Origin of the sequence: Pseudescherichia vulneris NBRC 102420, assembly GCF_000759795.1 — a bacterium.
Lineage (GTDB): Bacteria > Pseudomonadota > Gammaproteobacteria > Enterobacterales > Enterobacteriaceae > Pseudescherichia > Pseudescherichia vulneris.
Map to the genome: position 1 here is coordinate 1 of NZ_BBMZ01000035.1, position 21099 is coordinate 21099.

Consider the following 21099-nt stretch of genomic DNA (forward strand, 5'->3'; position numbering starts at 1 on the left):
TTTCAGAGTCAATCCTTAATTTCAGAATTTTTTCTCTTCAATCAACCCGGCTCATCGTGTGAAGTGATTCACATCCGCCGTGTCGATGGAGGCGCATTATAGGGAGTTCTCGAGCGCCCGCAATAGTTAAATGACAGAAAAATGACTGACTGCTGCATTCCACAGCAAAAGGCGGCCTTATACCTTTTTACGCACAGAGTTATCCACACTGCTGCGAAAAATTGAAAATTTACGAGCGATGCGCAAACGTTTTCGTTAAAATGCCTTCGCTTATTAAAGGCGGCCCCTTATGGGGCGTTAGCTGAGTTTTTAGAGAAAAATTCAGCTAACGCTCTCTGTAATGTTCAAATCCCGGGGATTTATACCATGCAACAACGTCCAATCCGCCGCGCTCTGCTCAGTGTTTCTGATAAGGCCGGTATCGTCGAGTTCGCTCAGGCACTCTCCCAGCGCGGCGTGGAGCTGCTCTCCACCGGCGGTACTGCCCGCCTGCTGGCAGATAAAGGCCTGCCGGTAACCGAAGTTTCTGATTACACCGGCTTCCCGGAAATGATGGATGGACGCGTAAAGACCCTGCACCCGAAAGTGCACGGCGGCATTCTTGGCCGTCGCGGCCAGGATGACGGGATCATGGCTCAGCATGGCATCGATCCTATCGATATGGTGGTTGTTAACCTTTATCCCTTTGCCGCGACCGTTGCCCGCGAAGGCTGCTCGCTGGAAGACGCCGTAGAGAATATCGATATCGGTGGCCCTACCATGGTGCGCTCCGCTGCCAAGAACCATAAAGACGTGGCGATTGTGGTTAAGAGCAGTGACTACGACGCCATTATTAAAGAGATGGATACCCACGACGGCTCTCTGACCCTTGAGACCCGTTTCGACCTCGCGATTAAAGCCTTCGAGCACACCGCAGCCTATGACAGCATGATCGCCAACTACTTTGGCAGTCTGGTTCCGGCGTACCACGGTGAAACCAAAGAGCCCGCTGGCCGCTTCTCACGTACCCTGAACCTGAACTTTATTAAGAAGCAGGATATGCGCTACGGCGAAAACAGCCACCAGCAGGCTGCCTTCTATATAGAAGAAGGCGTTAAAGAGGCTTCCGTGGCGACGGCTACCCAAGTTCAGGGCAAAGCGCTCTCCTATAACAACATCGCCGATACTGACGCGGCGCTGGAGTGCGTGAAAGAGTTCAACGAGCCGGCCTGTGTCATCGTTAAGCATGCGAACCCGTGCGGCGTGGCGGTAGGCGACTCTATCCTCAGCGCGTACGATCGCGCCTATAAAACCGATCCGACCTCGGCCTTTGGCGGCATCATTGCCTTTAACCGTGAGCTGGATGCCGATACCGCCCAGGCAATCATCTCTCGCCAGTTTGTTGAGGTGATCATTGCCCCCTCCGCGACGGAAGAGGCATTGCAGATCACCGCTGCCAAGCAGAACGTGCGCGTCCTGACCTGCGGCAAGTGGGCCGAGCGTGTGGCGGGCCTCGATTTCAAACGTGTTAACGGCGGCCTGCTGGTTCAGGATCGCGATCTTGGCATGGTGACCAACAAGGATCTGCGCGTCGTCAGCAAGCGCCTGCCCACCGAAGAGGAGATGCGCGATGCCCTCTTCTGCTGGAAAGTGGCCAAATTTGTTAAATCCAACGCCATTGTTTATGCCAAAGATAAGATGACCATCGGTATCGGCGCAGGCCAGATGAGCCGCGTCTACTCCGCGAAAATTGCCGGTATCAAAGCCGGTGACGAAGGGCTGGAAGTGAAAGGTTCCGCGATGGCCTCTGATGCCTTCTTCCCGTTCCGCGATGGTATTGATGCTGCGGCAGCCGTGGGTGTGACCTGCGTGATCCAGCCGGGTGGCTCTATTCGCGATGATGAAGTCATTGCCGCCGCCGACGAGCACGGCATTGCGATGATCTTCACCGACATGCGTCACTTCCGCCATTAATTCACGGAGCAGAGAATGAAAGTATTAGTTATTGGTAACGGCGGGCGCGAGCATGCTCTGGCGTGGAAAGCAGCCCAGTCCCCGCTGGTAAGCACCGTTTTTGTTGCACCCGGTAACGCCGGTACGGCGCTGGAGCCCACCCTGCAGAACGTCGCCGTGAGCGCGACGGATATCCCTGCCCTGCTGAGCTTCGCCCAGAGCGAGAAGATCGATCTGACTATCGTTGGCCCGGAAGCACCGCTGGTGATTGGCGTGGTAGATGCATTCCAGGCTGCGGGTCTGAAGATTTTTGGCCCAACTCAGGGTGCCGCCCAGCTTGAAGGTTCTAAAGCATTTACCAAGGACTTCCTCGCTCGCCATCATATTCCCACCGCGGAGTATGAGAACTTTACCGAGGTAGAGCCTGCCCTGGCCTACCTGCGCGAGAAAGGCGCGCCAATCGTCATTAAAGCCGACGGACTGGCAGCCGGTAAAGGCGTCATTGTGGCAATGACCCTGGAAGAGGCAGAAGCGGCGGTGCACGATATGCTGGCAGGCAACGCCTTTGGCGACGCCGGTCACCGCATCGTTATCGAAGAGTTCCTCGACGGTGAAGAGGCGAGCTTTATTGTGATGGTCGACGGCGAGCACGTGCTGCCGATGGCCACCAGCCAGGATCATAAGCGCGTCGGCAACGGTGATACCGGGCCGAACACCGGCGGAATGGGGGCTTACTCTCCTGCGCCGGTCGTCACCAGCGAGGTGCATCAGCGCGCCATGGATCGCGTGATCTGGCCAACCGTGAAAGGCATGGCGGCGGAAGGCAACACCTACGTGGGCTTCCTCTATGCGGGGCTGATGATCGATCAGCAGGGTAACCCGAAGGTGATCGAGTTCAACTGCCGCTTTGGCGATCCGGAAACCCAGCCGATCATGCTGCGCATGAAGTCTGACCTGGTAGAGCTCTGCCTGGCAGCCTGTGAAGGCAAGCTCGATGAGAAAACCTCGGAGTGGGACGATCGTGCCTCGCTCGGCGTAGTGATTGCCGCAGGCGGCTATCCGGGCAACTACCGCACCGGCGACGTGATCCACGGCCTGCCGCTGGAGAACGTCGGCGGTAAGGTGTTCCATGCCGGTACCACGCTTGCTGACGACGACCAGGTGCTCACCAGCGGCGGACGCGTGCTCTGCGCCACCGCGCTGGGTAACACCGTCGCTGAAGCGCAGAAGAACGCCTATGCGCTGATGGCAGATATTTACTGGGAGGGCAGCTTCAGCCGCCAGGATATTGGCTATCGCGCCATTGCGCGGGAAGAGCAGCAGTAAACCTCTCCAGGGCGGCCAGGCGCTTGCGCTTATCCGCCCTGTCTCAACCCCTTTAGAAACTCTTCGCCTGCGGTTGCCAGGTACAAAAATCCTCGTTTGCCACCAGCAACAGCTGCGTCCCTTCCGGCGCTTCCAGCCACGCCAGACTCACGTCCGCTGAGGAGTGCTGCTGACGACGTTGAATATGGCTTAGCGCCTGCGGTTCAAAATCGGGCTTGATGGTTTGGCCTTCACAGGTAGTGACCGAGCCGTCGCGGTGCCAACGCCCCTGACGCAGCGTCACGTGGCCCTGACGTAGGGCATCGCTGGTCTGGCGGATCTGGTCGGCACGATAGCGGTAGAGGGCGATCTGGTCGCTGGAGAGCTGCTGCTTCTGGCCGTTGACTTCTCGCTGCATAAAGCTGAGTTCGCCACGCTCGTCGAAGCGGGCACGAATATTTTCCGGTGGGGTACCGTAGACGTTGAGCTCGATCAGCGCCAGCCGATCGCCCTGCCAGCGGTATTCGCTGATAGAGGTATCTCCGCTGCGCCACGGGCTAAACGCCGTCAGGAGATGAACGGCATCGCCATCGTCCTTACGCCATATGCGCACCGCGCCGTGGTCGCCCGCGTAGCCGCTAGCGGTAAAGGGCGGCAGCGAATCATTATGGCTGCAGGCCGTCAGCAACAGCAGGCCAGCCAGCGTCAGGGTGCGACGCCAGACAGACAAAAGGGGCGTAAACGCCCCCTCATCAAAACTGTTCGCTGTCACGCGGTCTTATTTAACTGCGTCTTTCAGAGCTTTGCCAGAAACAAATGCCGGCACGTTAGCTGCGGCGATTTTGATTTCATTACCGGTCTGCGGGTTGCGGCCAGTACGCTCAGCGCGGTGGTTCACTTTGAAGGTTCCGAAACCAACCAGTTGTACAGCATCGCCTTCTTTCAGAGACTCAGTAATAGCAGCCAGGGTGGATTCCAGGGCAGCTTTAGCCTGTACTTTAGACAGGTCAGCTTTGTCTGCAATTACATCAATCAGTTGAGTCTTGTTCATAAGTTATCCTTACAATGTGTTTATCGCTTGCTAAGCATCGAGTGCGACGAAAATGCCAGAAAAGCACTCTCCTGCATACACGCACCGATAGCCACTTTTTTTCGCCCTCCAAATGTAGACCAGACGGGGGGCCAATGGGAAGCCTTCCAGTGAGACAAAACAGGCGTTAAATCACGTTTTGTTGCCTCATTGCTGCAAAAGTATACCGATATTACTCTCACCCGCCTCGCGTAGGTCTGCACGTAGCCCTTTAATCAGCTCAATATCGCGTTCTTCGCAGTCAGCCAAAAGTCGGAATATTTCCCACTGAATATCCCACTCCTGCTCTACGGCCGGGTTCGCTTTCAGCTCTTCATCGGTCATTTCGCGACCTGCATGGGTCATCTCCAGCATCGCTACCGTGGTGATAGAGGTCTTGCTCACCTCGATGGTGTGCTCCAGCGTTTCACCGCTCAGGCGTGAGTGCACCAGTTCGCTTAAGGCAACGCAGGCGTCGATAGCCGGATAGACGCCGTAGAGATCGTAATCCTCTGCCGCCGGGATCGCCTCTTCCAGCTTCTCTAGCTGGCTGTCGAAATTCACCTTCGCGTCTTTCACCGTCAGCGTCTCCCAAATCAGGTCAACAATGCGGCGATAAAGCTGCGCGTCACCGAAGCCGGTCTGCTGGCAGAACATGGCGTAGTTCGGATACATGCGCTCGCACAGGCAGGCCATAAAGGTGACGTGCTGCCAGCTCTCCAGCTTCTCCAGGCGCAGGTGAATAGGGTTTTGTAACATGGTGAATTCTCGCTATCGGAAATTAGCCGCAGTGTACCTGAATCAGGGCTGAATTTCCTGCCATCGCATAAATGCCGGACGCCGCGACGCAACGGCATCGGCCCAGCGGGTCGGCTCCGGCAGACGGTAGCCTTGAGTGCAGCGCTGAACCCACGCCAACGCGCTGTCCACGCTCACCCGGTGGCCGGTAGCGACAAACAGCGGATTACAGCGCGCTTTACTGCGCCACACCCACGCCAGCTGCTCGCCTTTGTCCATCAGCGGCGCAAGCGCGCCTGGCTCAGGCGAGAGCGGCTCAAACTTGCCGCACAGGCGTTTCTTCGCCACGCCAATGGTCGGCACGTCCACCAGCAGGCCGAAGTGGCTGGCAACGCCAAGGCGGCGCGGGTGCGAGATACCGTGCCCATCAACGAACAGCAGATCGGGTTTTTGCGACAGCATATCCCACGCCGCCATCAGCGCAGGATACTCACGGAAGGAGAGAAAGCCGGGGATATAGGGCATGGTGGTGGCAATACGCGCCACCTGGTACTCCACCAGCTCCAGCGATGGGTACTTCAGCAGTACCATCGCCGCCCGGGTCACTTCGCCACCCTGCTCAAAGCCGACGTCCGCGCCGCCGATAAACGCCGGGGGATCGTTGATAAACCGATCCTCGCGGATCACCGATGAGGCAAGTTCGATTTGCTGAGCGCGTAGCGACGCGAGATCCATATATGCTCCTTAGCGGTGATATTGCTCCGAGAGACGATGCACCGCTTCTACAAATGCGCCCGCATGTTCAGGCGGCACATCCTGATGAATACCGTGACCGAGGTTAAAGACGTGGCCTTCGCCCTGGCCGAAACCAGAAAGTATAGTCGCTACTTCTTCTTCGATGCGGGCCGGAGGTGCATAGAGCATCGACGGATCCATATTACCCTGCAGCGCCACCTTGTGACCTACGCGACGGCGGGCATCGGCGATATCAATAGTCCAGTCGAGGCCCAGCGCGTCACAGCCGGTCTCCGCCATTGCCTCCAGCCACTGTCCCCCGCCTTTGGTAAACAGGGTGACCGGCACGCGGCGGCCTTCGTTTTCCCGCAGCAGACCGTCGACGATCTTATGCATGTAGTAGAGCGAAAACTGCTGATAGTCGCGTCCGGTCAGCACCCCGCCCCAGGTATCAAAAATCATCACCGACTGCGCACCGGCTTTAATCTGCGCATTGAGATAGAGCGTGACGCTTTTCGCCAGCTTCTCCAGCAGCGCATGCAGGGTTTGCGGCTCGGCATACATCATCTTTTTGATTTTGGTGAAGGCCTTGCTACTGCCGCCCTCGACCATATAGGTCGCCAACGTCCACGGGCTCCCGGAGAAGCCAATCAGCGGCACCTCGCCCTTCAGCTCGCGACGGATGGTGCGCACGGCGTTCATCACGTAGCCCAGCTCCTGCTCTGGATCGGGAACAGGCAGCCGCTCAACGTCGGCTTTGCCGGTAATTGGCAGGCTAAAGCGCGGGCCTTCCCCGGCTTCGAAGTAGAGTCCCAGCCCCATGGCATCCGGAATGGTCAGGATATCGGAGAACAGAATGGCGGCATCAAGGGGATAGCGACGCAGCGGCTGCAGCGTAACCTCACAGGCCAGCTCGGCGTTTTTGCACAGCGACATAAAATCGCCTGCCTGGGCCCGCGTGGCTTTGTACTCCGGCAGATAGCGCCCGGCCTGTCTCATCATCCATACCGGCGTGATATCCACGGGCTGGCGCAGCAGCGCGCGCAGGTAACGATCGTTTTTCAATTCGGTCATTTTGCAATTCCTCAATGCGTCAGACCGTTATTGTAACACGCCGCTCTATGCTTCACTCATACTCTGCCCGGCCCTCATCTTCTGCACGGCCCTCGCCTTCTGCACGGCATAGTGCGACCGTGTCCTCAATCAGCCGACGCGCTACCGTACCCGGCGGTGGCAGCAGCGGCAGCTGGTCATAGCGATACCAGCCCGCGTCCAGCAGCTCGTTAGGATCGATGGTGATATCGCCGCTGTCATACTCGGCCATAAAGGCGGTCATCAGCGACTGCGGGAACGGCCACGGCTGGGAGGTCACATAGCGCAGGTTTTTAACCCGGATACCGCTCTCCTCCATAACTTCGCGGGCCACGGTCTGTTCCAGGGTCTCACCCACCTCGACGAAACCCGCGAGCACGGTGTAGATCCCGTTGCGATGGCGGGTATGCTGGGCCAGCAGAATGTGGTCATCGCGGCGGATCGCGACGATGATGCAGGGAGCAATCTGCGGGTAGTAGCGCTCGCGACAGCCGCCGCACAGCATCGCCCACTCGGTCTTGCTGGGATGCATGGTGTGCCCGCAGTAGCCGCAGAACGTATGCGAACGGTAGAACTCTGCCAGCTGTACGCCGCGTCCGGCAAGCTGGAACAGACCGACGTCCTGATCCATCAGCTGGCGTACCGAGCCCATATCCTGGCGTCGGGTCTGACGAACCAGCCACACGGACTCGCCTTGCCACTCGCCGATAATTAACCCGCGCTGGCCCACAAGATCAAAATTTACTGCCTCGCCGTGTGGTAATTCTCCAGCGGGCAACCATAATTTTTGTTCATGGCTGACGATCCACCAGCCCTGATCGGTTAATTCGATGACACGTTCCATAATCTGTTGCACTACCTTAGCGACACTGGCATGTTGGTTACATCATTTTTACATATTTTGGGTGAACACTTTTTTTCTTAAACCACGGAGTTATTCATGCTAAACCACCTGGAAAGCCTGACGGCGCGCGTAGGCGGAAGTAATAAACTAGTCGATCACTGGCTTCAGGTGCGCAAGCATTTGCTGGTATCGTACTATAACCTGGTGGGCATTAAGCCGGGCAAGGAGTCCTATTCAGAGCTGGATGAGAAGGCTCTGGACGATTTTTGCCATAATCTGGTCGATTACCTGTCCGCCGGACACTTTAGTATTTATGAACAGATTATCAGCGAAATGGAAGGCAGCAGCCCACTTTTAGCGGCCACGCAAATCTATCCGCAGCTGGAAGCCAATACCCAGCAGATCATGAACTATTACGACTCAAGCCTTGAGAACGCCATCGAAGATGACAAATGGGTTGAGTTCCAGGAAGCGCTCTCCGGCATTGGCGAAGCGCTGGCCGCACGCTTTACGCTGGAGGATCAGCTGATCGTGCTGGCATTCGATTTCAACCTGGCAGAGAGCGCTAACGACGACAGCAACATCGCTCGCCCTGCTTGAGTTCTTAAGCATTAACGCGTAACTTAATTTACCTGCCCCCTGCAACACGGGGGTTTTTCTTGTCGGAGTGCCGAGTGCGCAAGCACCGGCTGAGACCGTTAATTCGGGATCCGCGGAACCTGATCAGGTTAGAACCTGCGAAGGGAACAAGAGTCAATCTACTGGCGTGCGCCTTTCCGGGCTGCACGCATCCTCTTGCTTCATCCGTCGTTCTGACAAGCCACGTCCTTAACTTTTTATGGAATGAGCTATGTCTGAGTCTGCAACGAAACCTACCCGCCGCGAACAGCGCGCCGCCGCCCAGCGCTTTATCAACACGCTGGAGGGCACCACCTTCCCTAACTCAACGCGTATCTATCTTCAGGGCTCCCGGGATGACATCCGCGTGCCGATGCGTGAAATCCAGCTTAGCCCGACGCTTATCGGCGGCAGCAAAGCAGACCCGCAGTTTGAAGCGAACGAGGCGATCCCGGTGTACGACACCTCCGGTCCCTATGGCGATCCGGCGGTTGCGATCGACGTAGAGAAAGGGATCGCCAGGATCCGATCCGCATGGATCGCCGCCCGCACCGGGAAGTGCGTCACCCAGCTGCACTACGCCCGTCAGGGGATCGTGACGCCGGAGATGGAGTTCATCGCCCTGCGTGAGAATATGGGCCGGGAGCGCATTCGTGGCGAGTTGCTGCGCCGCCAGCATCCGGGTGAAGGCTTTGGCGCAAGCCTGCCGGAGAATATCACCCCGGAATTTGTTCGCGATGAAGTGGCCGCCGGGCGCGCCATTATCCCTGCCAACATCAACCACCCCGAGTCCGAACCGATGATCATCGGCCGTAACTTCCTGGTGAAGGTCAACGCCAACATCGGCAACTCGGCGGTGACCTCCTCCATTGAAGAGGAGGTGGAGAAGCTGGTGTGGGCCACCCGCTGGGGCGCGGATACGGTGATGGATCTCTCCACCGGCCGCAATATCCACGAGACGCGAGAGTGGATCCTGCGCAACAGCCCGGTCCCGATTGGTACCGTCCCTATCTACCAGGCGCTGGAGAAGGTCAACGGCATCGCCGAGAATCTCTCCTGGGAGACCTTTCGCGAGACGCTGCTGGAGCAGGCCGAACAGGGGGTAGACTACTTCACCATTCACGCTGGCGTGCTGCTGCGCTACGTGCCGATGACCGCCAATCGCCTTACCGGCATCGTCTCACGCGGCGGCTCGATCATGGCCAAGTGGTGCCTCTCCCACCATCAGGAGAACTTCCTCTATCAGCACTTCCGTGAGATCTGCGAAATCTGCGCCGCCTACGACGTCTCCCTGTCGTTAGGCGATGGCCTGCGTCCAGGCTCAATTCAGGATGCCAATGACGAGGCGCAGTTTGCCGAGCTGCATACCCTGGGCGAGCTGACCAAAATCGCCTGGGAGTACGATGTGCAGGTGATGATCGAAGGTCCGGGCCACGTGCCGATGCAGATGATCCGTCGCAACATGACCGAAGAACTCGAGCACTGCCATGAAGCGCCGTTCTATACCCTCGGGCCGCTGACCACCGACATCGCGCCGGGCTATGACCACTTCACCTCCGGCATTGGCGCGGCGATGATTGGTTGGTTTGGCTGCGCGATGCTCTGCTACGTCACGCCAAAAGAGCACCTCGGCCTGCCGAACAAAGAAGATGTGAAGCAGGGGCTGATTACCTACAAGATTGCCGCTCACGCCGCCGACCTAGCCAAAGGCCACCCTGGGGCGCAGATCCGCGATAACGCCATGTCAAAAGCCCGCTTCGAGTTCCGCTGGGAGGATCAGTTTAACCTCGCTCTCGACCCCTTCACCGCCCGCGCCTACCACGATGAGACCCTACCCCAGGAGTCCGGCAAGGTGGCCCACTTCTGCTCTATGTGCGGACCCAAGTTCTGCTCAATGAAGATCAGCCAGGAGGTGCGGGACTACGCCGCGGCTCAGGCGATTGAAGTCGGCATGAACGATATGTCGAACGACTTCCGCGCCCGCGGCGGCGAGATCTATCTCAAAAAGGAGGAGGTGTGATGTACCAGCCTGATTTCCCACCGGTGCCCTTCCGCCTCGGGCTCTATCCGGTTGTCGACAGCGTGATGTGGATTGAGCGCCTGCTGGAGGCGGGGGTGCGCACCCTCCAGCTGCGGATCAAAGATAAGCAGGACCATGAGGTAGAGGCCGACGTCGTGGCGGCCATTGCGCTGGGCAAGCGCTACGCGGCCCGGCTGTTTATCAACGACTACTGGCGGCTGGCGATTAAACATGATGCTTACGGCGTGCATCTGGGGCAGGAGGATCTGGAGACAACCGACCTCAGCGCGATCCGCAACGCGGGTCTGCGCCTGGGCGTCTCCACCCATGATGATATGGAGATTGACGTTGCGCTGGCCGCTCGCCCCTCCTATATCGCCCTGGGTCACGTCTTCCCGACCCAGACCAAGCAGATGCCCTCCGCGCCGCAGGGCCTGGTGCAGCTGGCAGGCCACGTTGCCCGGCTGCAGGATTACCCAACGGTGGCTATCGGCGGCATTAGCCTCGCGCGTGCGCCGCAGGTGCTGGCAACCGGCGTCGGCAGCATTGCGGTGGTGAGCGCCATCACCCAGGCCATAGACTGGCATCATGCCACCCAGCAGCTTATCGATCTGGCGGGGGTGGGCGATGAATGACAGCGATTTTATGCGCTACAGCCGGCAGATCCTGCTGGAGGATATCGCCATCGACGGTCAGCGGAGGCTGCTCGCCAGCCGGGTGCTGATTATCGGTCTTGGCGGCTTAGGCTCCCCTGCCGCGCTCTATCTGGCGGCAGCTGGCGTCGGCACGCTGGTGCTGGCGGACGATGACGCGGTGCACCTGAGCAACCTGCAGCGGCAGGTTATGTTTACCTCCGACGATATTAATCAGCCCAAAGCCGACGCGGCCCGTCAGCGCTTACAGCAGCTCAATCCACACGTTGAGCTGATTACCCTGAAGAGGCGTCTGGAGGACGAGGCGCTCCGCCAGCAGGTGGCACGGGCCGACGTCGTGCTCGACTGCACCGATAACATGGCGACGCGCCAGGCGATTAATGCCGCCTGCGTAGCGCTGAACACGCCGCTGATCACCGCCAGCGCCGTGGGGTTTGGCGGCCAGCTGATGGTGCTTACCCCACCGTGGGCGCACGGCTGCTATCGCTGCCTATGGTCGGACGACGACGAGCCACAGCGCAACTGCCGCACGGCGGGCGTGATAGGCCCGGTGGTTGGGATGATGGGCACGCTGCAGGCGCTGGAGGCCTTAAAGCTGCTCAGCGGGATGGAAGTAGCAGAGGGCGAGCTGCGGCTGTTTGACGGGCGTAAGCACCATTGGCGCACGCTTGGACTCCAGCGGGCGGCGGGCTGCCCCGTTTGCGGAGGGCAAGATGCGCATCCTCTTCAATGACGAGCCTATGCAGTGTGCGGAGGTGCTAACCCTGCACGGGCTGCTGGAGCAGCTTAACCAGCTCAAGCCAGGAACGGCGCTGGCGCTTAATCAGCAGGTTATTCCCCGCGATCGCTGGGATCATCATCAATTGCGGGACGGCGATCGGATCCTGCTTTTTCAGGTTATCGCCGGAGGCTGACATGTTACGTATTGCAGACAAAACCTTTGAATCACACCTGTTTACCGGAACGGGGAAGTTTGCCTCATCGCAGCTGATGACCGACGCGATCCGCGCCTCGGGCAGCCAGCTGGTGACCCTGGCGATGAAGCGCGTCGACCTGCGCCAGCGCAACGATGCGATCCTCGCTCCGCTGCTGGAGGCGGGCGTCACGCTGCTGCCGAACACCTCGGGGGCGAAAACGGCCGAAGAGGCGGTGTTTGCCGCCCGGCTGGCACGCGAGGCGCTGGGCACTCACTGGCTGAAGCTGGAGATCCACCCGGATGCACGCTGGCTGTTGCCCGATCCGGTTGAGACCCTGAAGGCGGCAGAGATGCTGGTCAAAGAGGGCTTCGTGGTGCTGCCCTATTGCAGCGCCGATCCGGTGCTGTGCCGACGGCTGGAGGAGGCAGGCTGCGCTGCCGTAATGCCGCTCGGCTCACCGATAGGCTCTAACCAGGGTCTGGCCACCCGCGCCATGCTAGAGATTATCATCGCCCAGGCGGGGGTACCGGTAGTGGTCGATGCCGGGATCGGTACCCCCAGCCACGCGGCTGAGGCGCTGGAGATGGGAGCCAGCGCGGTGCTGGTCAATACTGCCATTGCCGTCGCTAACGATCCGGTGGCCATGGCCCGTGCGTTCAGGCTGGCCGTTGAAGCCGGACGCCTGGCACGCCAGGCGGGACCGGGAGCGGTAAACAGTGTGGCCAGCGCCACCAGCCCGCTGACCGGCTTTCTGGAGACGGGTATATGAAGACCTTCAGCGACCATTGGCGGCAGCTTAACTGGGATGATATCCGGCTGCGCATCCACAGCAAGACCCGCGCCGACGTTGAGCGAGCGTTGACGGCGACTCATCTGACCCGCGATGACATGATGGCCCTGCTCTCCCCGGCCGCCAGCGACTACCTTGAGCCGCTGGCCCAGCGGTCGCAGCGTCTTACTCGCCAGCGGTTTGGCAACGCCGTCGGTCTCTATGTCCCGCTCTATCTCTCTAACCTGTGCGCTAACGACTGCACCTACTGCGGCTTCTCTATGAGCAACCGCATCAAACGTAAGACCCTGGACGAAGCAGAGATCCTGCGCGAGTGCGCGGCGATCCGCGAGATGGGGTTTGAGCATCTTCTGCTGGTGACCGGCGAGCATCAGACTAAAGTGGGAATGGACTACTTTCGTCGCCATTTCCCCGCTATTCGCCGCCAGTTCGCCTCGTTGCAGATGGAGGTGCAGCCCTTGTCGCAGGCGGAGTATGCCGAGCTTAAGGCGCTGGGCTTAGACGGGGTGATGGTCTATCAGGAGACCTATCATGAGGCAACCTATGCCCGGCATCATCTGAAGGGAAACAAGCAGGACTTCTTCTGGCGGCTGGAGACCCCGGACCGGCTTGGTCGGGCAGGCATCGACAGGATTGGCCTTGGTGCGCTGGTGGGTCTCTCCGACAGCTGGCGGGTGGATTGCTACATGGTGGCGGAGCATCTGCTCTGGCTCCAGCAGCACTACTGGCAGAGCCGCTACTCTATCTCCTTCCCACGCCTGCGCCCGTGCGCGGGAGGCATTGAGCCTGCCTCGCTGATGGATGAGCGCCAGCTGGTGCAGACCATCTGCGCCTTCCGCCTGCTGGCACCCGACGTGGAGCTTTCCCTCTCTACGCGGGAGTCGCCGTGGTTCCGCGATCGCGTTGTTCCGCTGGGCATCACCAGCGTCAGTGCTTTCTCGAAAACCCAGCCCGGCGGCTATGCTGACAACCACCCTGAGCTGGAACAGTTCGCGCCGCACGACGGCCGTCGTCCGGAGGAGGTCGCCAGCGCCCTGCTGCGCAACGGCCTACAGCCGGTGTGGAAAGACTGGGACAGTTACCTGGGGCGAACGGATCCAGTTCGTAAGAATTGTTTGTGATACTCCACACACAATCAGGGTAAGGCGGTTGTTGAACCAGACGGTGGGATTAATGTTTATTTATCCCATCGTTGTCGAGGCTGGCTATGAAAAACATCGTCTTATGCTGTGCAGCGGGTATGTCCACCAGCATGTTGGTTCAACGCATGAAAGATGCGGCGCAGAAAAAAGGCGTCGAGGTCTCTATCAAGGCGGTACCGGTTTCCGAGTTCAAGGAGAACCTTGCCGAGGCCGATATTATCCTGCTGGGTCCACAGGTGAAGTATGAGCAGGCAAAACTGCAGGCGCAGGCGGAGCCGCTGGGCAAGAAGGTCGCGGTGATCGATATGATGGATTACGGCATGATGAAGGGTGACGTCGTGCTGGATAAAGCGCTGAAGCTGCTGGAGTGAACCGCATGGAGGATCTCGAAACCACCATTATGGAGCTGCTGGTTAACGCTGGCGCGGCGCGCAGCCAGGCACTTACCGCATTGCAGCTGGCGCGCAAAGGCGACTTTGCGGGCGCAGAGCAGGCCATGGAGGAGTCGCGTGAGTTTGTGAAGCATGCGCATAAGATCCAGACCGAGCTGATAGGCCTGGACGAAGGCGTGGGCAAGCTGCCGGTGAATCTGATCACCGTTCACTCCCAGGATCACCTGATGAATGCGATGGTGATTCAGGATCTGGCCGGGGATATGATCGAGCTGTACCGACGGCTGCCGTTGGCGCAATAGGCTACTGCCAAAAGTAGTAACGTGTTTTATGGCCGGATTTATGGCACAACATGGCATCAGAAGACGTTTATAAAGCCATACAGGTAGCCTATGCCCGCCGTTCCGCTTCCCTTTTTGACCTTCGTTATTTTGCTCATGCTGCTAACAAAGGTTTGCTTACGGCGCGTATCGGGCTACCGTAGCGCCGCCACGTTTATCGCGGGCTGCGCCCTGCTGGTATTAATGTCTGCCCTGCGCTGGCAGTTTGATGCGCCGCTCCTGCGCCAGATCCAGTCCATTGTTGCTATCGCCCTGCCTCCCCTGGCGTGGCGCTGCTTTGCTCGCTTAACGGGACGCAGCGGCAAACAGGAGCTAGCGATATCTATCGTTCCCGCTGCTATCGCGCTGGGGCTTAATCTAGCCGCCCCTGGCCTTACCGATGCGGTGTTGATGGCGCTTTATATCGGCTACGGCGGGGCACTCGTCGGCACGGCATATCAGGGGCCGGATGCATTTATCTTTACCCGCCTGAATGATGCACGCCCGGCAGCGCTCATGGCGTTTCTCGCAGGCAGCTTTCTCTGCTTTTCCGGCCTGACCGACCTGGCTATTGCAGTAGATTTTAGCCTCTATCAGGGTCAGCAGGCTCCTCAGCTGGTGGCGCTCTCTCAGGCGATCCTGCTGCCGTTTATCTGCCTGGCGATCGTCTATAACGGCAAAAACGTGCCTCCTGATGAAGGCAGGCCAGCGGTTGAAGCCCAGGATAATAGCGAAGAGTTAGCGATCCTCTGCCAGCGCGTTGAGACGCGCATCTGCGAGCAGGGCCTCTATCTTGATCCCGATCTGACGCTCAACACGCTGGCGCGCAAGTTGGGCATCCCAGCCCGGCAAATTTCGCAGGCGGTGAACCAGACGCAGGGCAGCAACGTATCCCAGTGGATTAACCGCTTTCGCATTCACCACGCCCAACGGCAATTGCTCGCTACCGATGCCTCGGTTACGGAGATCATGCTCGAGGCTGGCTTTGCCACTAAATCCAATTTCAACAGGGAATTTACCCGGATCAGCGGGATGAGCCCAACCGAGTATCGTCGTTCAGCGCAGGAAGCGCTAACGCCTGATGTAGAAATGCGCCAATCTCGTTAGCAAGGTGCTGATGAATATCGCTGCGGCTAACTGTGCCTCCATCCTGGCAGACGATGCCCTCCCCCGGCGCGTCCTGCTCAATCAGGGCCGCCGCTCCGGGTTTACACAGCTGCATAAAGCTAAAGTGCGTTGCCCCCTCTACGCGGATATAGCGTTGCCATGCCGCAGGAATAAACTCCGCCAGATGACCCGATTCCAGCCGGGCGGGTAGCGCATCGCTATCGGCCTGAGCCGCCATAATCAGTACCGGAATGCTTATCTGCTTCAGGCTCTCGGGCGTAAAGCCGCGCGCCAGTCCCAGATCGAGGGACACCACCGCTTTGATGCGTGGATCGCGGATATCTTCAGCCAAGCGTTCAGCCGCTGAGGGCCGGTCAATGCCAAGGGTGTGGATCAGCGTGCAGCTCGATAGATCCGGGTGATTCTGGCAGTCAGCAATAAAACGGTCCGCAGCAAAACGCCCTCCGGCGAGCTCAAGGACGGTCCAACCACCGAGTGAATGCCCTACCGCCGCAATGCGCCCTTTATCTATCTCTCCGGCAAGCGCTGGGGTCGCCAGCAGCGCATCCAACGTTCGACGCAGATCCTGCGGGCGCTGCCAGAGCTGCTGCGCTTCTTTTGGGTTGTTATTATGCGTAGTGGTTCCCGGGTGATCGACTGCCGCCACGATGTATCCCTGTTCAACCATCCGCTGTGCCAACCAGTTAAGGTTACGCCAGCTGCCGCCGTAGCCGTGGGAGAGAAGCAGCAGGGGATAGTTGCCGGGTGCGGTTTTCGCATCACGCAGCGCCTGGGTTCCGATGAACACACTATTGTCGCCCACCGAGGCGGGCATACCGCTTTGCCGCGTGGGATACCAGAGGGCAACATTAAGTGGACGGTCGCTCTCTTTTTGTAGCGTAAGCTGGCGAAATGCGGTTTCGGCGTGCGCCATGCTGCCTATCAGCATGGTGAGAGTAACAAGAAAAATACGTGGGAACATAAACGGCACCTGTTGAATGAAGACAGGCTGTATTCTGGGTTTTCTTCCCGTAGCGCGCGCCCTGAAACGCGATCGAGGCCCTGTTTCGTGCCTTTCAGGCATAAAAAAACCCGCCGAAGCGGGTTTTTATTAGCGGAAAGCAGCGTTAGTCGTTGTCGGAACCGCCCAGGCCTGCGTTCAGCAGCTCTGCCAGGCTGGCAGAAGCGTCTTCAGCAGTTACCTGCGGTGCTGCCGGCAGTTCGCCAGCGGCACGACGGCGCATACGATCCTGGTGGTACGCATAACCGGTACCGGCCGGGATCAGACGACCCACGATAACGTTCTCTTTCAGACCGCGCAGTTCGTCGCGTTTGCCCGCAACGGCTGCTTCGGTAAGCACACGAGTGGTCTCCTGGAACGATGCCGCGGAGATGAAGGACTCGGTTGCCAGAGACGCTTTGGTAATACCCAGCAGGTCGCGAGCATAGGTTGCTGCGATTTTGCCGTTCGCTTCCAGATCGCGGTTGGCGATCTTGACGCGAGAGTATTCCACCTGCTCGCCTTCCAGGAAGTCGGAGCTTCCTGCGTTAGCGATAGTGGCTTTACGCAGCATCTGACGCACGATAACTTCGATGTGCTTATCGTTGATCTTAACGCCCTGCAGACGGTAAACGTCCTGCACTTCGTTGGTGATGTAACGCGTTACCGCGTGAACGCCACGAAGACGCAGAATGTCGTGCGGTGCTTCCGGACCGTCGGAAACCACGTCACCACGTTCTACACGTTCGCCTTCAAACACGTTGAGCTGACGCCATTTCGGGATCATCTCTTCGTACGGATCGCTACCGTCTAACGGCGTGATAACCAGACGACGTTTCCCTTTGGTCTCTTTACCGAAGGAGATGATACCGCTGATTTCCGCCAGGATTGCTGGCTCTTTCGGACGACGCGCTTCGAACAGATCTGCAACGCGTGGCAGACCACCGGTGATATCCTTGGTACCGCTGGATTCCTGAGGAATACGCGCCAGAGCATCACCCGCACCGATCTGAACACCATCTTCCAGCTGGACAATCGCTTTACCCGGCAGGAAGTACTGAGCCGGCATGTCGGTGCCCGGGATCAGAACGTCGTTACCGTTCGCATCAACGATCTTCAGCGCCGGACGCAGATCTTTACCACCCGCGGTACGTTCTGCAGAGTCCAGAACCACCAGCGAGGAGAGACCGGTCAGTTCGTCGGTCTGACGAGTAATCGTCTGGCCGTCGATCATATCGGTGAAGCGGATGAAACCAGCCACTTCGGTGATAACCGGCATGGTGTGCGGATCCCAGTTTGCTACGGTCTCGCCGCCAGCAACCTGCTCACCATCACCCTTGGCCATAACAGCACCGTAAGGCACTTTATAGCTCTCTTTGGTACGACCGAATTCGTCGATCAGCTTCAGCTCGGTGTTACGGGAGGTCACCACCAGTTTACCGCTGGAGTTAACAACCGATTTCGCGTTGCTGAGCTTGATGCTACCTTTGTTTTTCACCTGGATGCTGGATTCAGCAGCCGCACGCGATGCCGCACCACCGATGTGGAACGTACGCATGGTCAGCTGTGTACCCGGCTCACCGATGGACTGTGCCGCGATAACGCCGATAGCCTCACCTTTGTTGATGATGTGGCCACGCGCCAGGTCACGACCATAGCAGTGGGCACACACACCAAAGTCGGTGTCACAGGATACAACGGAACGCACTTTCACAGAGTCAACGGAGTTCTCTTCCAGCAGGTCACACATATGCTCATGCAGCAGCGTGTTGCGTGGAACCAGAATGTCCGCCGTACCCGGCTTCAGGATATCTTCCGCAGTCACACGACCCAGAACGCGATCGCGCAGCGGCTCTTTAACGTCACCACCCTCGATAACCGGGGTCATGGTGATGCCTTCCAGCGTGCCACAGTCATCTTCGGTAACAACCAGATCCTGTGCAACGTCAACCAGACGACGCGTCAGATAACCGGAGTTTGCCGTTTTCAGTGCGGTATCCGCCAGACCTTTACGCGCACCGTGCGTGGAGATGAAGTACTGGAGTACGTTCAGACCTTCACGGAAGTTCGCGGTGATCGGCGTTTCGATGATGGAGCCATCCGGCTTCGCCATCAGACCACGCATACCTGCCAGCTGACGAATCTGTGCTGCAGAACCACGCGCACCGGAGTCGGCCATCATGTAGATGCTGTTGAAGGAGACCTGCTGCTCTTCTACGCCGTCACGGTTAATCACGGTTTCGGTTTGCAGGTTATCCATCATCGCTTTGGATACACGATCGTTCGCCGCAGCCCAGATATCGATAACTTTGTTGTAGCGTTCGCCAGCGGTTACCAGACCAGACTGGAACTGCTCCTGAATCTCAGCAACTTCAGCTTCTGCTTCGCTAATGATCTCGTATTTTTTCTCCGGGATGACCATGTCATCGATACCAACAGATGCACCTGAACGCGCTGCGTAAGCAAAGCCGGTGTACATCGTCTGGTCCGCAAAAATAACGGTCGGTTTCAGGCCCAGAATGCGGTAACAGGTGTTCAGCATTTTGGAGATCGCTTTCTTGCCCAGCGCCTGGTTGACGATGGAGAAAGGCAGACCTTTCGGTACGATCATCCACAGAATGGCACGGCCAACGGTCGTGTCTTTCAGGCTGGTTTTCGCAATGAACTCGCCGTTTTCATCTTTTTCATACTCGGTGATACGCACTTTAACGCGCGCATGCAGAGAGGCCAGGCCAGCGCGATAGATACGCTCGGCTTCTTTCGGGCCAGTCAGCACCATGCCTTCGCCTTTGGCGTTAACACAGTCACGGGTCATGTAGTACAGACCCAGTACAACGTCCTGAGACGGAACGATGATAGGTTCGCCGTTCGCCGGAGACAGAATGTTGTTGGTAGACATCATCAGCGCACGCGCTTCCAGCTGGGCTTCCAGCGTCAGCGGTACGTGAACAGCCATCTGGTCACCATCGAAGTCGGCGTTGTATGCCGCACAAACCAGCGGGTGCAGCTGGATCGCTTTACCTTCGATCAGAACCGGCTCAAATGCCTGGATACCCAAACGGTGCAGGGTTGGTGCACGGTTCAGCAGTACCGGGTGTTCGCGGATCACTTCGTCCAGGATATCCCAAACGACAGCTTCTTCACGCTCAACCATTTTCTTAGCGGCTTTGATGGTGGTGGCCAGGCCACGCAGCTCCAGCTTGCCGTAGATGAACGGTTTGAACAGCTCCAGTGCCATTTTCTTCGGCAGACCGCACTGATGCAGACGCAGGTATGGACCTACGGTGATTACAGAACGACCGGAGTAGTCAACACGCTTACCGAGCAGGTTCTGACGGAAACGACCCTGCTTACCTTTGATCATATCGGCCAAAGATTTCAGCGGACGCTTGTTAGAGCCGGTGATGGCACGACCGCGACGGCCGTTATCCAGCAGAGCATCTACCGCTTCCTGCAGCATACGTTTTTCGTTACGTACGATGATGTCTGGCGCGGCCAGATCCAGCAGACGCTTCAGACGGTTGTTACGGTTGATCACGCGACGATACAGATCGTTCAGATCCGACGTGGCGAAACGACCGCCGTCCAGCGGTACCAGCGGACGCAGATCTGGCGGCAGAACCGGCAGAACGGTCAGGATCATCCACTCCGGCTTGTTGCCAGACTGTACGAACGCTTCCAGCAGCTTGATACGCTTGGTCAGCTTTTTACGTTTGGTTTCGGAGTTAGTTTCGTTCAGCTCTTCACGCAGCTGCTCGCACTCTTGCTCCAGATCCATGCTCTTCAGCAGGGCCTGGATAGCTTCCGCACCCATCTTCGCGTCGAACTCGTCACCGAACTCTTCCAGCGCGTCCAGATACTGCTCTTCAGTCAGGATCTGATGACGTTCCAGGTTGGTCATGCCGCCTTCGATAACCACATAGGATTCGAAGTACAGCACGCGCTCGATATCACGCAGGGGCATATCCAGCAGCAGACCGATACGGGACGGCAGCGATTTCAGGAACCAAATGTGGGCAGTCGGAGACGCCAGCTCGATGTGGCCCATGCGCTCACGACGCACTTTAGTCTGGGTCACTTCAACGCCGCACTTCTCACAGATCACACCACGGTGTTTCAGGCGCTTGTACTTACCGCACAGGCACTCGTAATCTTTTACTGGCCCGAAAATACGCGCACAGAAAAGGCCGTCACGCTCAGGTTTGAACGTACGGTAGTTAATGGTTTCCGGCTTTTTCACTTCACCGAAAGACCATGAACGGATCATGTCTGGCGAAGCCAGAGCAATTTTGATCGCATCAAACTCTTCGGTTTTAGTCTGCGCTTTCAGAAACTTTAATAAATCTTTCACGGATTTGCTCCCGTCGGAGTTAGCACAATCTGGTGCCGGGTGTTACCCCAGCACCAGTGACCTGTTTGAGCGAG

20 protein-coding genes and 1 riboswitch are annotated in these 21099 nt (G+C 58.2%); of the genes, 12 read left to right on the forward strand and 8 right to left on the reverse strand.

Going from position 1 to position 21099, the window contains the following annotated elements:
- The first annotated feature begins 366 nt into the window (after nucleotides 1-366).
- Nucleotides 367-1953, forward strand: coding sequence for a bifunctional phosphoribosylaminoimidazolecarboxamide formyltransferase/IMP cyclohydrolase (gene purH, locus EV102420_RS19535; RefSeq protein ID WP_042395552.1), 1587 nt, complete (start codon nucleotides 367-369; stop codon nucleotides 1951-1953).
- A 15-nt stretch (nucleotides 1954-1968) separates the two neighbouring features.
- Nucleotides 1969-3258 (forward strand): phosphoribosylamine--glycine ligase, encoded by a 1290-nt coding sequence (gene purD, locus EV102420_RS19540; protein ID WP_042395555.1) that lies wholly within the window; start codon nucleotides 1969-1971, stop codon nucleotides 3256-3258.
- 52 nt (nucleotides 3259-3310) lie between these two features.
- On the opposite strand, the gene EV102420_RS19545 is transcribed toward purD, so the two are convergent.
- The 6 genes from EV102420_RS19545 to nudC all read right to left on the reverse strand — a co-directional run bounded on the left by EV102420_RS19545 (nucleotide 3311) and on the right by nudC (nucleotide 7715).
- Nucleotides 3311-4009 carry a DUF1481 domain-containing protein gene (locus tag EV102420_RS19545; RefSeq protein ID WP_072015321.1) on the reverse strand — a complete coding sequence of 233 codons (699 nt, stop codon included), beginning with the start codon at nucleotides 4007-4009 and terminating at the stop codon, nucleotides 3311-3313.
- 6 nt (nucleotides 4010-4015) lie between these two features.
- Entirely contained in the window at nucleotides 4016-4288 is a 273-nt protein-coding gene (hupA, locus tag EV102420_RS19550) for a nucleoid-associated protein HU-alpha (protein WP_032615913.1), read from the reverse strand.
- Between the two features lie 186 nt (nucleotides 4289-4474).
- Nucleotides 4475-5065 (reverse strand): YjaG family protein, encoded by a 591-nt coding sequence (locus tag EV102420_RS19555; protein ID WP_042395562.1) that lies wholly within the window; start codon nucleotides 5063-5065, stop codon nucleotides 4475-4477.
- A gap of 42 nt (nucleotides 5066-5107) precedes the next feature.
- Nucleotides 5108-5779, reverse strand: coding sequence for a deoxyribonuclease V (gene nfi, locus EV102420_RS19560; RefSeq protein ID WP_042395566.1), 672 nt, complete (start codon nucleotides 5777-5779; stop codon nucleotides 5108-5110).
- 9 nt (nucleotides 5780-5788) lie between these two features.
- Nucleotides 5789-6853, reverse strand: coding sequence for a uroporphyrinogen decarboxylase (gene hemE, locus EV102420_RS19565; RefSeq protein ID WP_042395570.1), 1065 nt, complete (start codon nucleotides 6851-6853; stop codon nucleotides 5789-5791).
- Between the two features lie 52 nt (nucleotides 6854-6905).
- Nucleotides 6906-7715 carry an NAD(+) diphosphatase gene (nudC, locus tag EV102420_RS19570; RefSeq protein ID WP_042395575.1) on the reverse strand — a complete coding sequence of 270 codons (810 nt, stop codon included), beginning with the start codon at nucleotides 7713-7715 and terminating at the stop codon, nucleotides 6906-6908.
- A 96-nt stretch (nucleotides 7716-7811) separates the two neighbouring features.
- Here nudC and EV102420_RS19575 point away from each other — a divergent pair, with 96 nt between their 5' ends.
- From EV102420_RS19575 to EV102420_RS19615, 10 genes are all read left to right on the forward strand, one after another.
- On the forward strand, nucleotides 7812-8315 hold the full coding sequence (locus EV102420_RS19575) for an Rsd/AlgQ family anti-sigma factor (protein ID WP_042395578.1): 504 nt from the start codon (nucleotides 7812-7814) through the stop codon (nucleotides 8313-8315).
- Nucleotides 8316-8368: 53 nt separating this feature from the next.
- Nucleotides 8369-8478, forward strand: a riboswitch (TPP riboswitch).
- 87 nt (nucleotides 8479-8565) lie between these two features.
- Complete coding sequence (gene thiC / locus EV102420_RS19580; protein WP_042395581.1) at nucleotides 8566-10353, forward strand: phosphomethylpyrimidine synthase ThiC; 1788 nt, start codon at nucleotides 8566-8568, stop codon at nucleotides 10351-10353.
- The gene (gene thiE, locus EV102420_RS19585) at nucleotides 10353-10988 is read left to right on the forward strand and encodes a thiamine phosphate synthase (RefSeq protein ID WP_042395583.1); all 636 of its coding nucleotides are present in this window, start codon (nucleotides 10353-10355) and stop codon (nucleotides 10986-10988) included. Before thiC ends, thiE begins: the two co-directional genes overlap by 1 nt.
- On the forward strand, nucleotides 10981-11739 hold the full coding sequence (locus tag EV102420_RS19590) for a HesA/MoeB/ThiF family protein (protein ID WP_042395587.1): 759 nt from the start codon (nucleotides 10981-10983) through the stop codon (nucleotides 11737-11739). Before thiE ends, EV102420_RS19590 begins: the two co-directional genes overlap by 8 nt.
- Nucleotides 11720-11920, forward strand: a complete 201-nt coding sequence (thiS, locus tag EV102420_RS21690; protein ID WP_072015322.1) for a sulfur carrier protein ThiS — start codon at nucleotides 11720-11722, stop codon at nucleotides 11918-11920. Before EV102420_RS19590 ends, thiS begins: the two co-directional genes overlap by 20 nt.
- A gap of 1 nt (nucleotide 11921) precedes the next feature.
- Nucleotides 11922-12692, forward strand: coding sequence for a thiazole synthase (gene thiG, locus EV102420_RS19595; RefSeq protein WP_042395589.1), 771 nt, complete (start codon nucleotides 11922-11924; stop codon nucleotides 12690-12692).
- The gene (gene thiH / locus EV102420_RS19600) at nucleotides 12689-13834 is read left to right on the forward strand and encodes a 2-iminoacetate synthase ThiH (protein WP_042395591.1); all 1146 of its coding nucleotides are present in this window, start codon (nucleotides 12689-12691) and stop codon (nucleotides 13832-13834) included. The genes thiG and thiH overlap by 4 nt, the downstream gene beginning before the upstream one ends.
- A gap of 86 nt (nucleotides 13835-13920) precedes the next feature.
- Nucleotides 13921-14226 carry a PTS sugar transporter subunit IIB gene (locus EV102420_RS19605; RefSeq protein ID WP_042395595.1) on the forward strand — a complete coding sequence of 102 codons (306 nt, stop codon included), beginning with the start codon at nucleotides 13921-13923 and terminating at the stop codon, nucleotides 14224-14226.
- A gap of 5 nt (nucleotides 14227-14231) precedes the next feature.
- Nucleotides 14232-14549 carry a PTS lactose/cellobiose transporter subunit IIA gene (locus EV102420_RS19610; protein ID WP_042395597.1) on the forward strand — a complete coding sequence of 106 codons (318 nt, stop codon included), beginning with the start codon at nucleotides 14232-14234 and terminating at the stop codon, nucleotides 14547-14549.
- 90 nt (nucleotides 14550-14639) lie between these two features.
- Nucleotides 14640-15674 (forward strand): helix-turn-helix domain-containing protein, encoded by a 1035-nt coding sequence (locus EV102420_RS19615; protein ID WP_042395600.1) that lies wholly within the window; start codon nucleotides 14640-14642, stop codon nucleotides 15672-15674.
- Here EV102420_RS19615 and EV102420_RS19620 read toward each other — a convergent pair.
- Nucleotides 15592-16656 carry an alpha/beta hydrolase family protein gene (locus EV102420_RS19620; protein WP_042395604.1) on the reverse strand — a complete coding sequence of 355 codons (1065 nt, stop codon included), beginning with the start codon at nucleotides 16654-16656 and terminating at the stop codon, nucleotides 15592-15594. The genes EV102420_RS19615 and EV102420_RS19620 overlap by 83 nt on opposite strands.
- A gap of 145 nt (nucleotides 16657-16801) precedes the next feature.
- The gene (gene rpoC / locus EV102420_RS19625) at nucleotides 16802-21025 is read right to left on the reverse strand and encodes a DNA-directed RNA polymerase subunit beta' (RefSeq protein WP_042395606.1); all 4224 of its coding nucleotides are present in this window, start codon (nucleotides 21023-21025) and stop codon (nucleotides 16802-16804) included.
- Nucleotides 21026-21099 lie beyond the last annotated feature (74 nt).

Excerpts from the sequence above, each read along its gene's own strand:
- purH (WP_042395552.1), top strand. The coding sequence starts at position 367 with ATGCAACAACGTCCAATCCGCCGCGCTCTGCTCAGTGTTTCTGATAAG.
- purD (WP_042395555.1), top strand. The coding sequence starts at position 1,969 with ATGAAAGTATTAGTTATTGGTAACGGCGGGCGCGAGCATGCTCTGGCG.
- hupA (WP_032615913.1), bottom strand. The coding sequence starts at position 4,288 with ATGAACAAGACTCAACTGATTGATGTAATTGCAGACAAAGCTGACCTG.
- EV102420_RS19555 (WP_042395562.1), bottom strand. The coding sequence starts at position 5,065 with ATGTTACAAAACCCTATTCACCTGCGCCTGGAGAAGCTGGAGAGCTGG.
- nfi (WP_042395566.1), bottom strand. The coding sequence starts at position 5,779 with ATGGATCTCGCGTCGCTACGCGCTCAGCAAATCGAACTTGCCTCATCG.
- hemE (WP_042395570.1), bottom strand. The coding sequence starts at position 6,853 with ATGACCGAATTGAAAAACGATCGTTACCTGCGCGCGCTGCTGCGCCAG.
- nudC (WP_042395575.1), bottom strand. The coding sequence starts at position 7,715 with ATGGAACGTGTCATCGAATTAACCGATCAGGGCTGGTGGATCGTCAGC.
- EV102420_RS19575 (WP_042395578.1), top strand. The coding sequence starts at position 7,812 with ATGCTAAACCACCTGGAAAGCCTGACGGCGCGCGTAGGCGGAAGTAAT.
- thiC (WP_042395581.1), top strand. The coding sequence starts at position 8,566 with ATGTCTGAGTCTGCAACGAAACCTACCCGCCGCGAACAGCGCGCCGCC.
- thiE (WP_042395583.1), top strand. The coding sequence starts at position 10,353 with ATGTACCAGCCTGATTTCCCACCGGTGCCCTTCCGCCTCGGGCTCTAT.
- EV102420_RS19590 (WP_042395587.1), top strand. The coding sequence starts at position 10,981 with ATGAATGACAGCGATTTTATGCGCTACAGCCGGCAGATCCTGCTGGAG.
- thiS (WP_072015322.1), top strand. The coding sequence starts at position 11,720 with ATGCGCATCCTCTTCAATGACGAGCCTATGCAGTGTGCGGAGGTGCTA.
- thiG (WP_042395589.1), top strand. The coding sequence starts at position 11,922 with ATGTTACGTATTGCAGACAAAACCTTTGAATCACACCTGTTTACCGGA.
- thiH (WP_042395591.1), top strand. The coding sequence starts at position 12,689 with ATGAAGACCTTCAGCGACCATTGGCGGCAGCTTAACTGGGATGATATC.
- EV102420_RS19605 (WP_042395595.1), top strand. The coding sequence starts at position 13,921 with ATGAAAAACATCGTCTTATGCTGTGCAGCGGGTATGTCCACCAGCATG.
- EV102420_RS19610 (WP_042395597.1), top strand. The coding sequence starts at position 14,232 with ATGGAGGATCTCGAAACCACCATTATGGAGCTGCTGGTTAACGCTGGC.
- EV102420_RS19615 (WP_042395600.1), top strand. The coding sequence starts at position 14,640 with ATGCCCGCCGTTCCGCTTCCCTTTTTGACCTTCGTTATTTTGCTCATG.
- EV102420_RS19620 (WP_042395604.1), bottom strand. The coding sequence starts at position 16,656 with ATGTTCCCACGTATTTTTCTTGTTACTCTCACCATGCTGATAGGCAGC.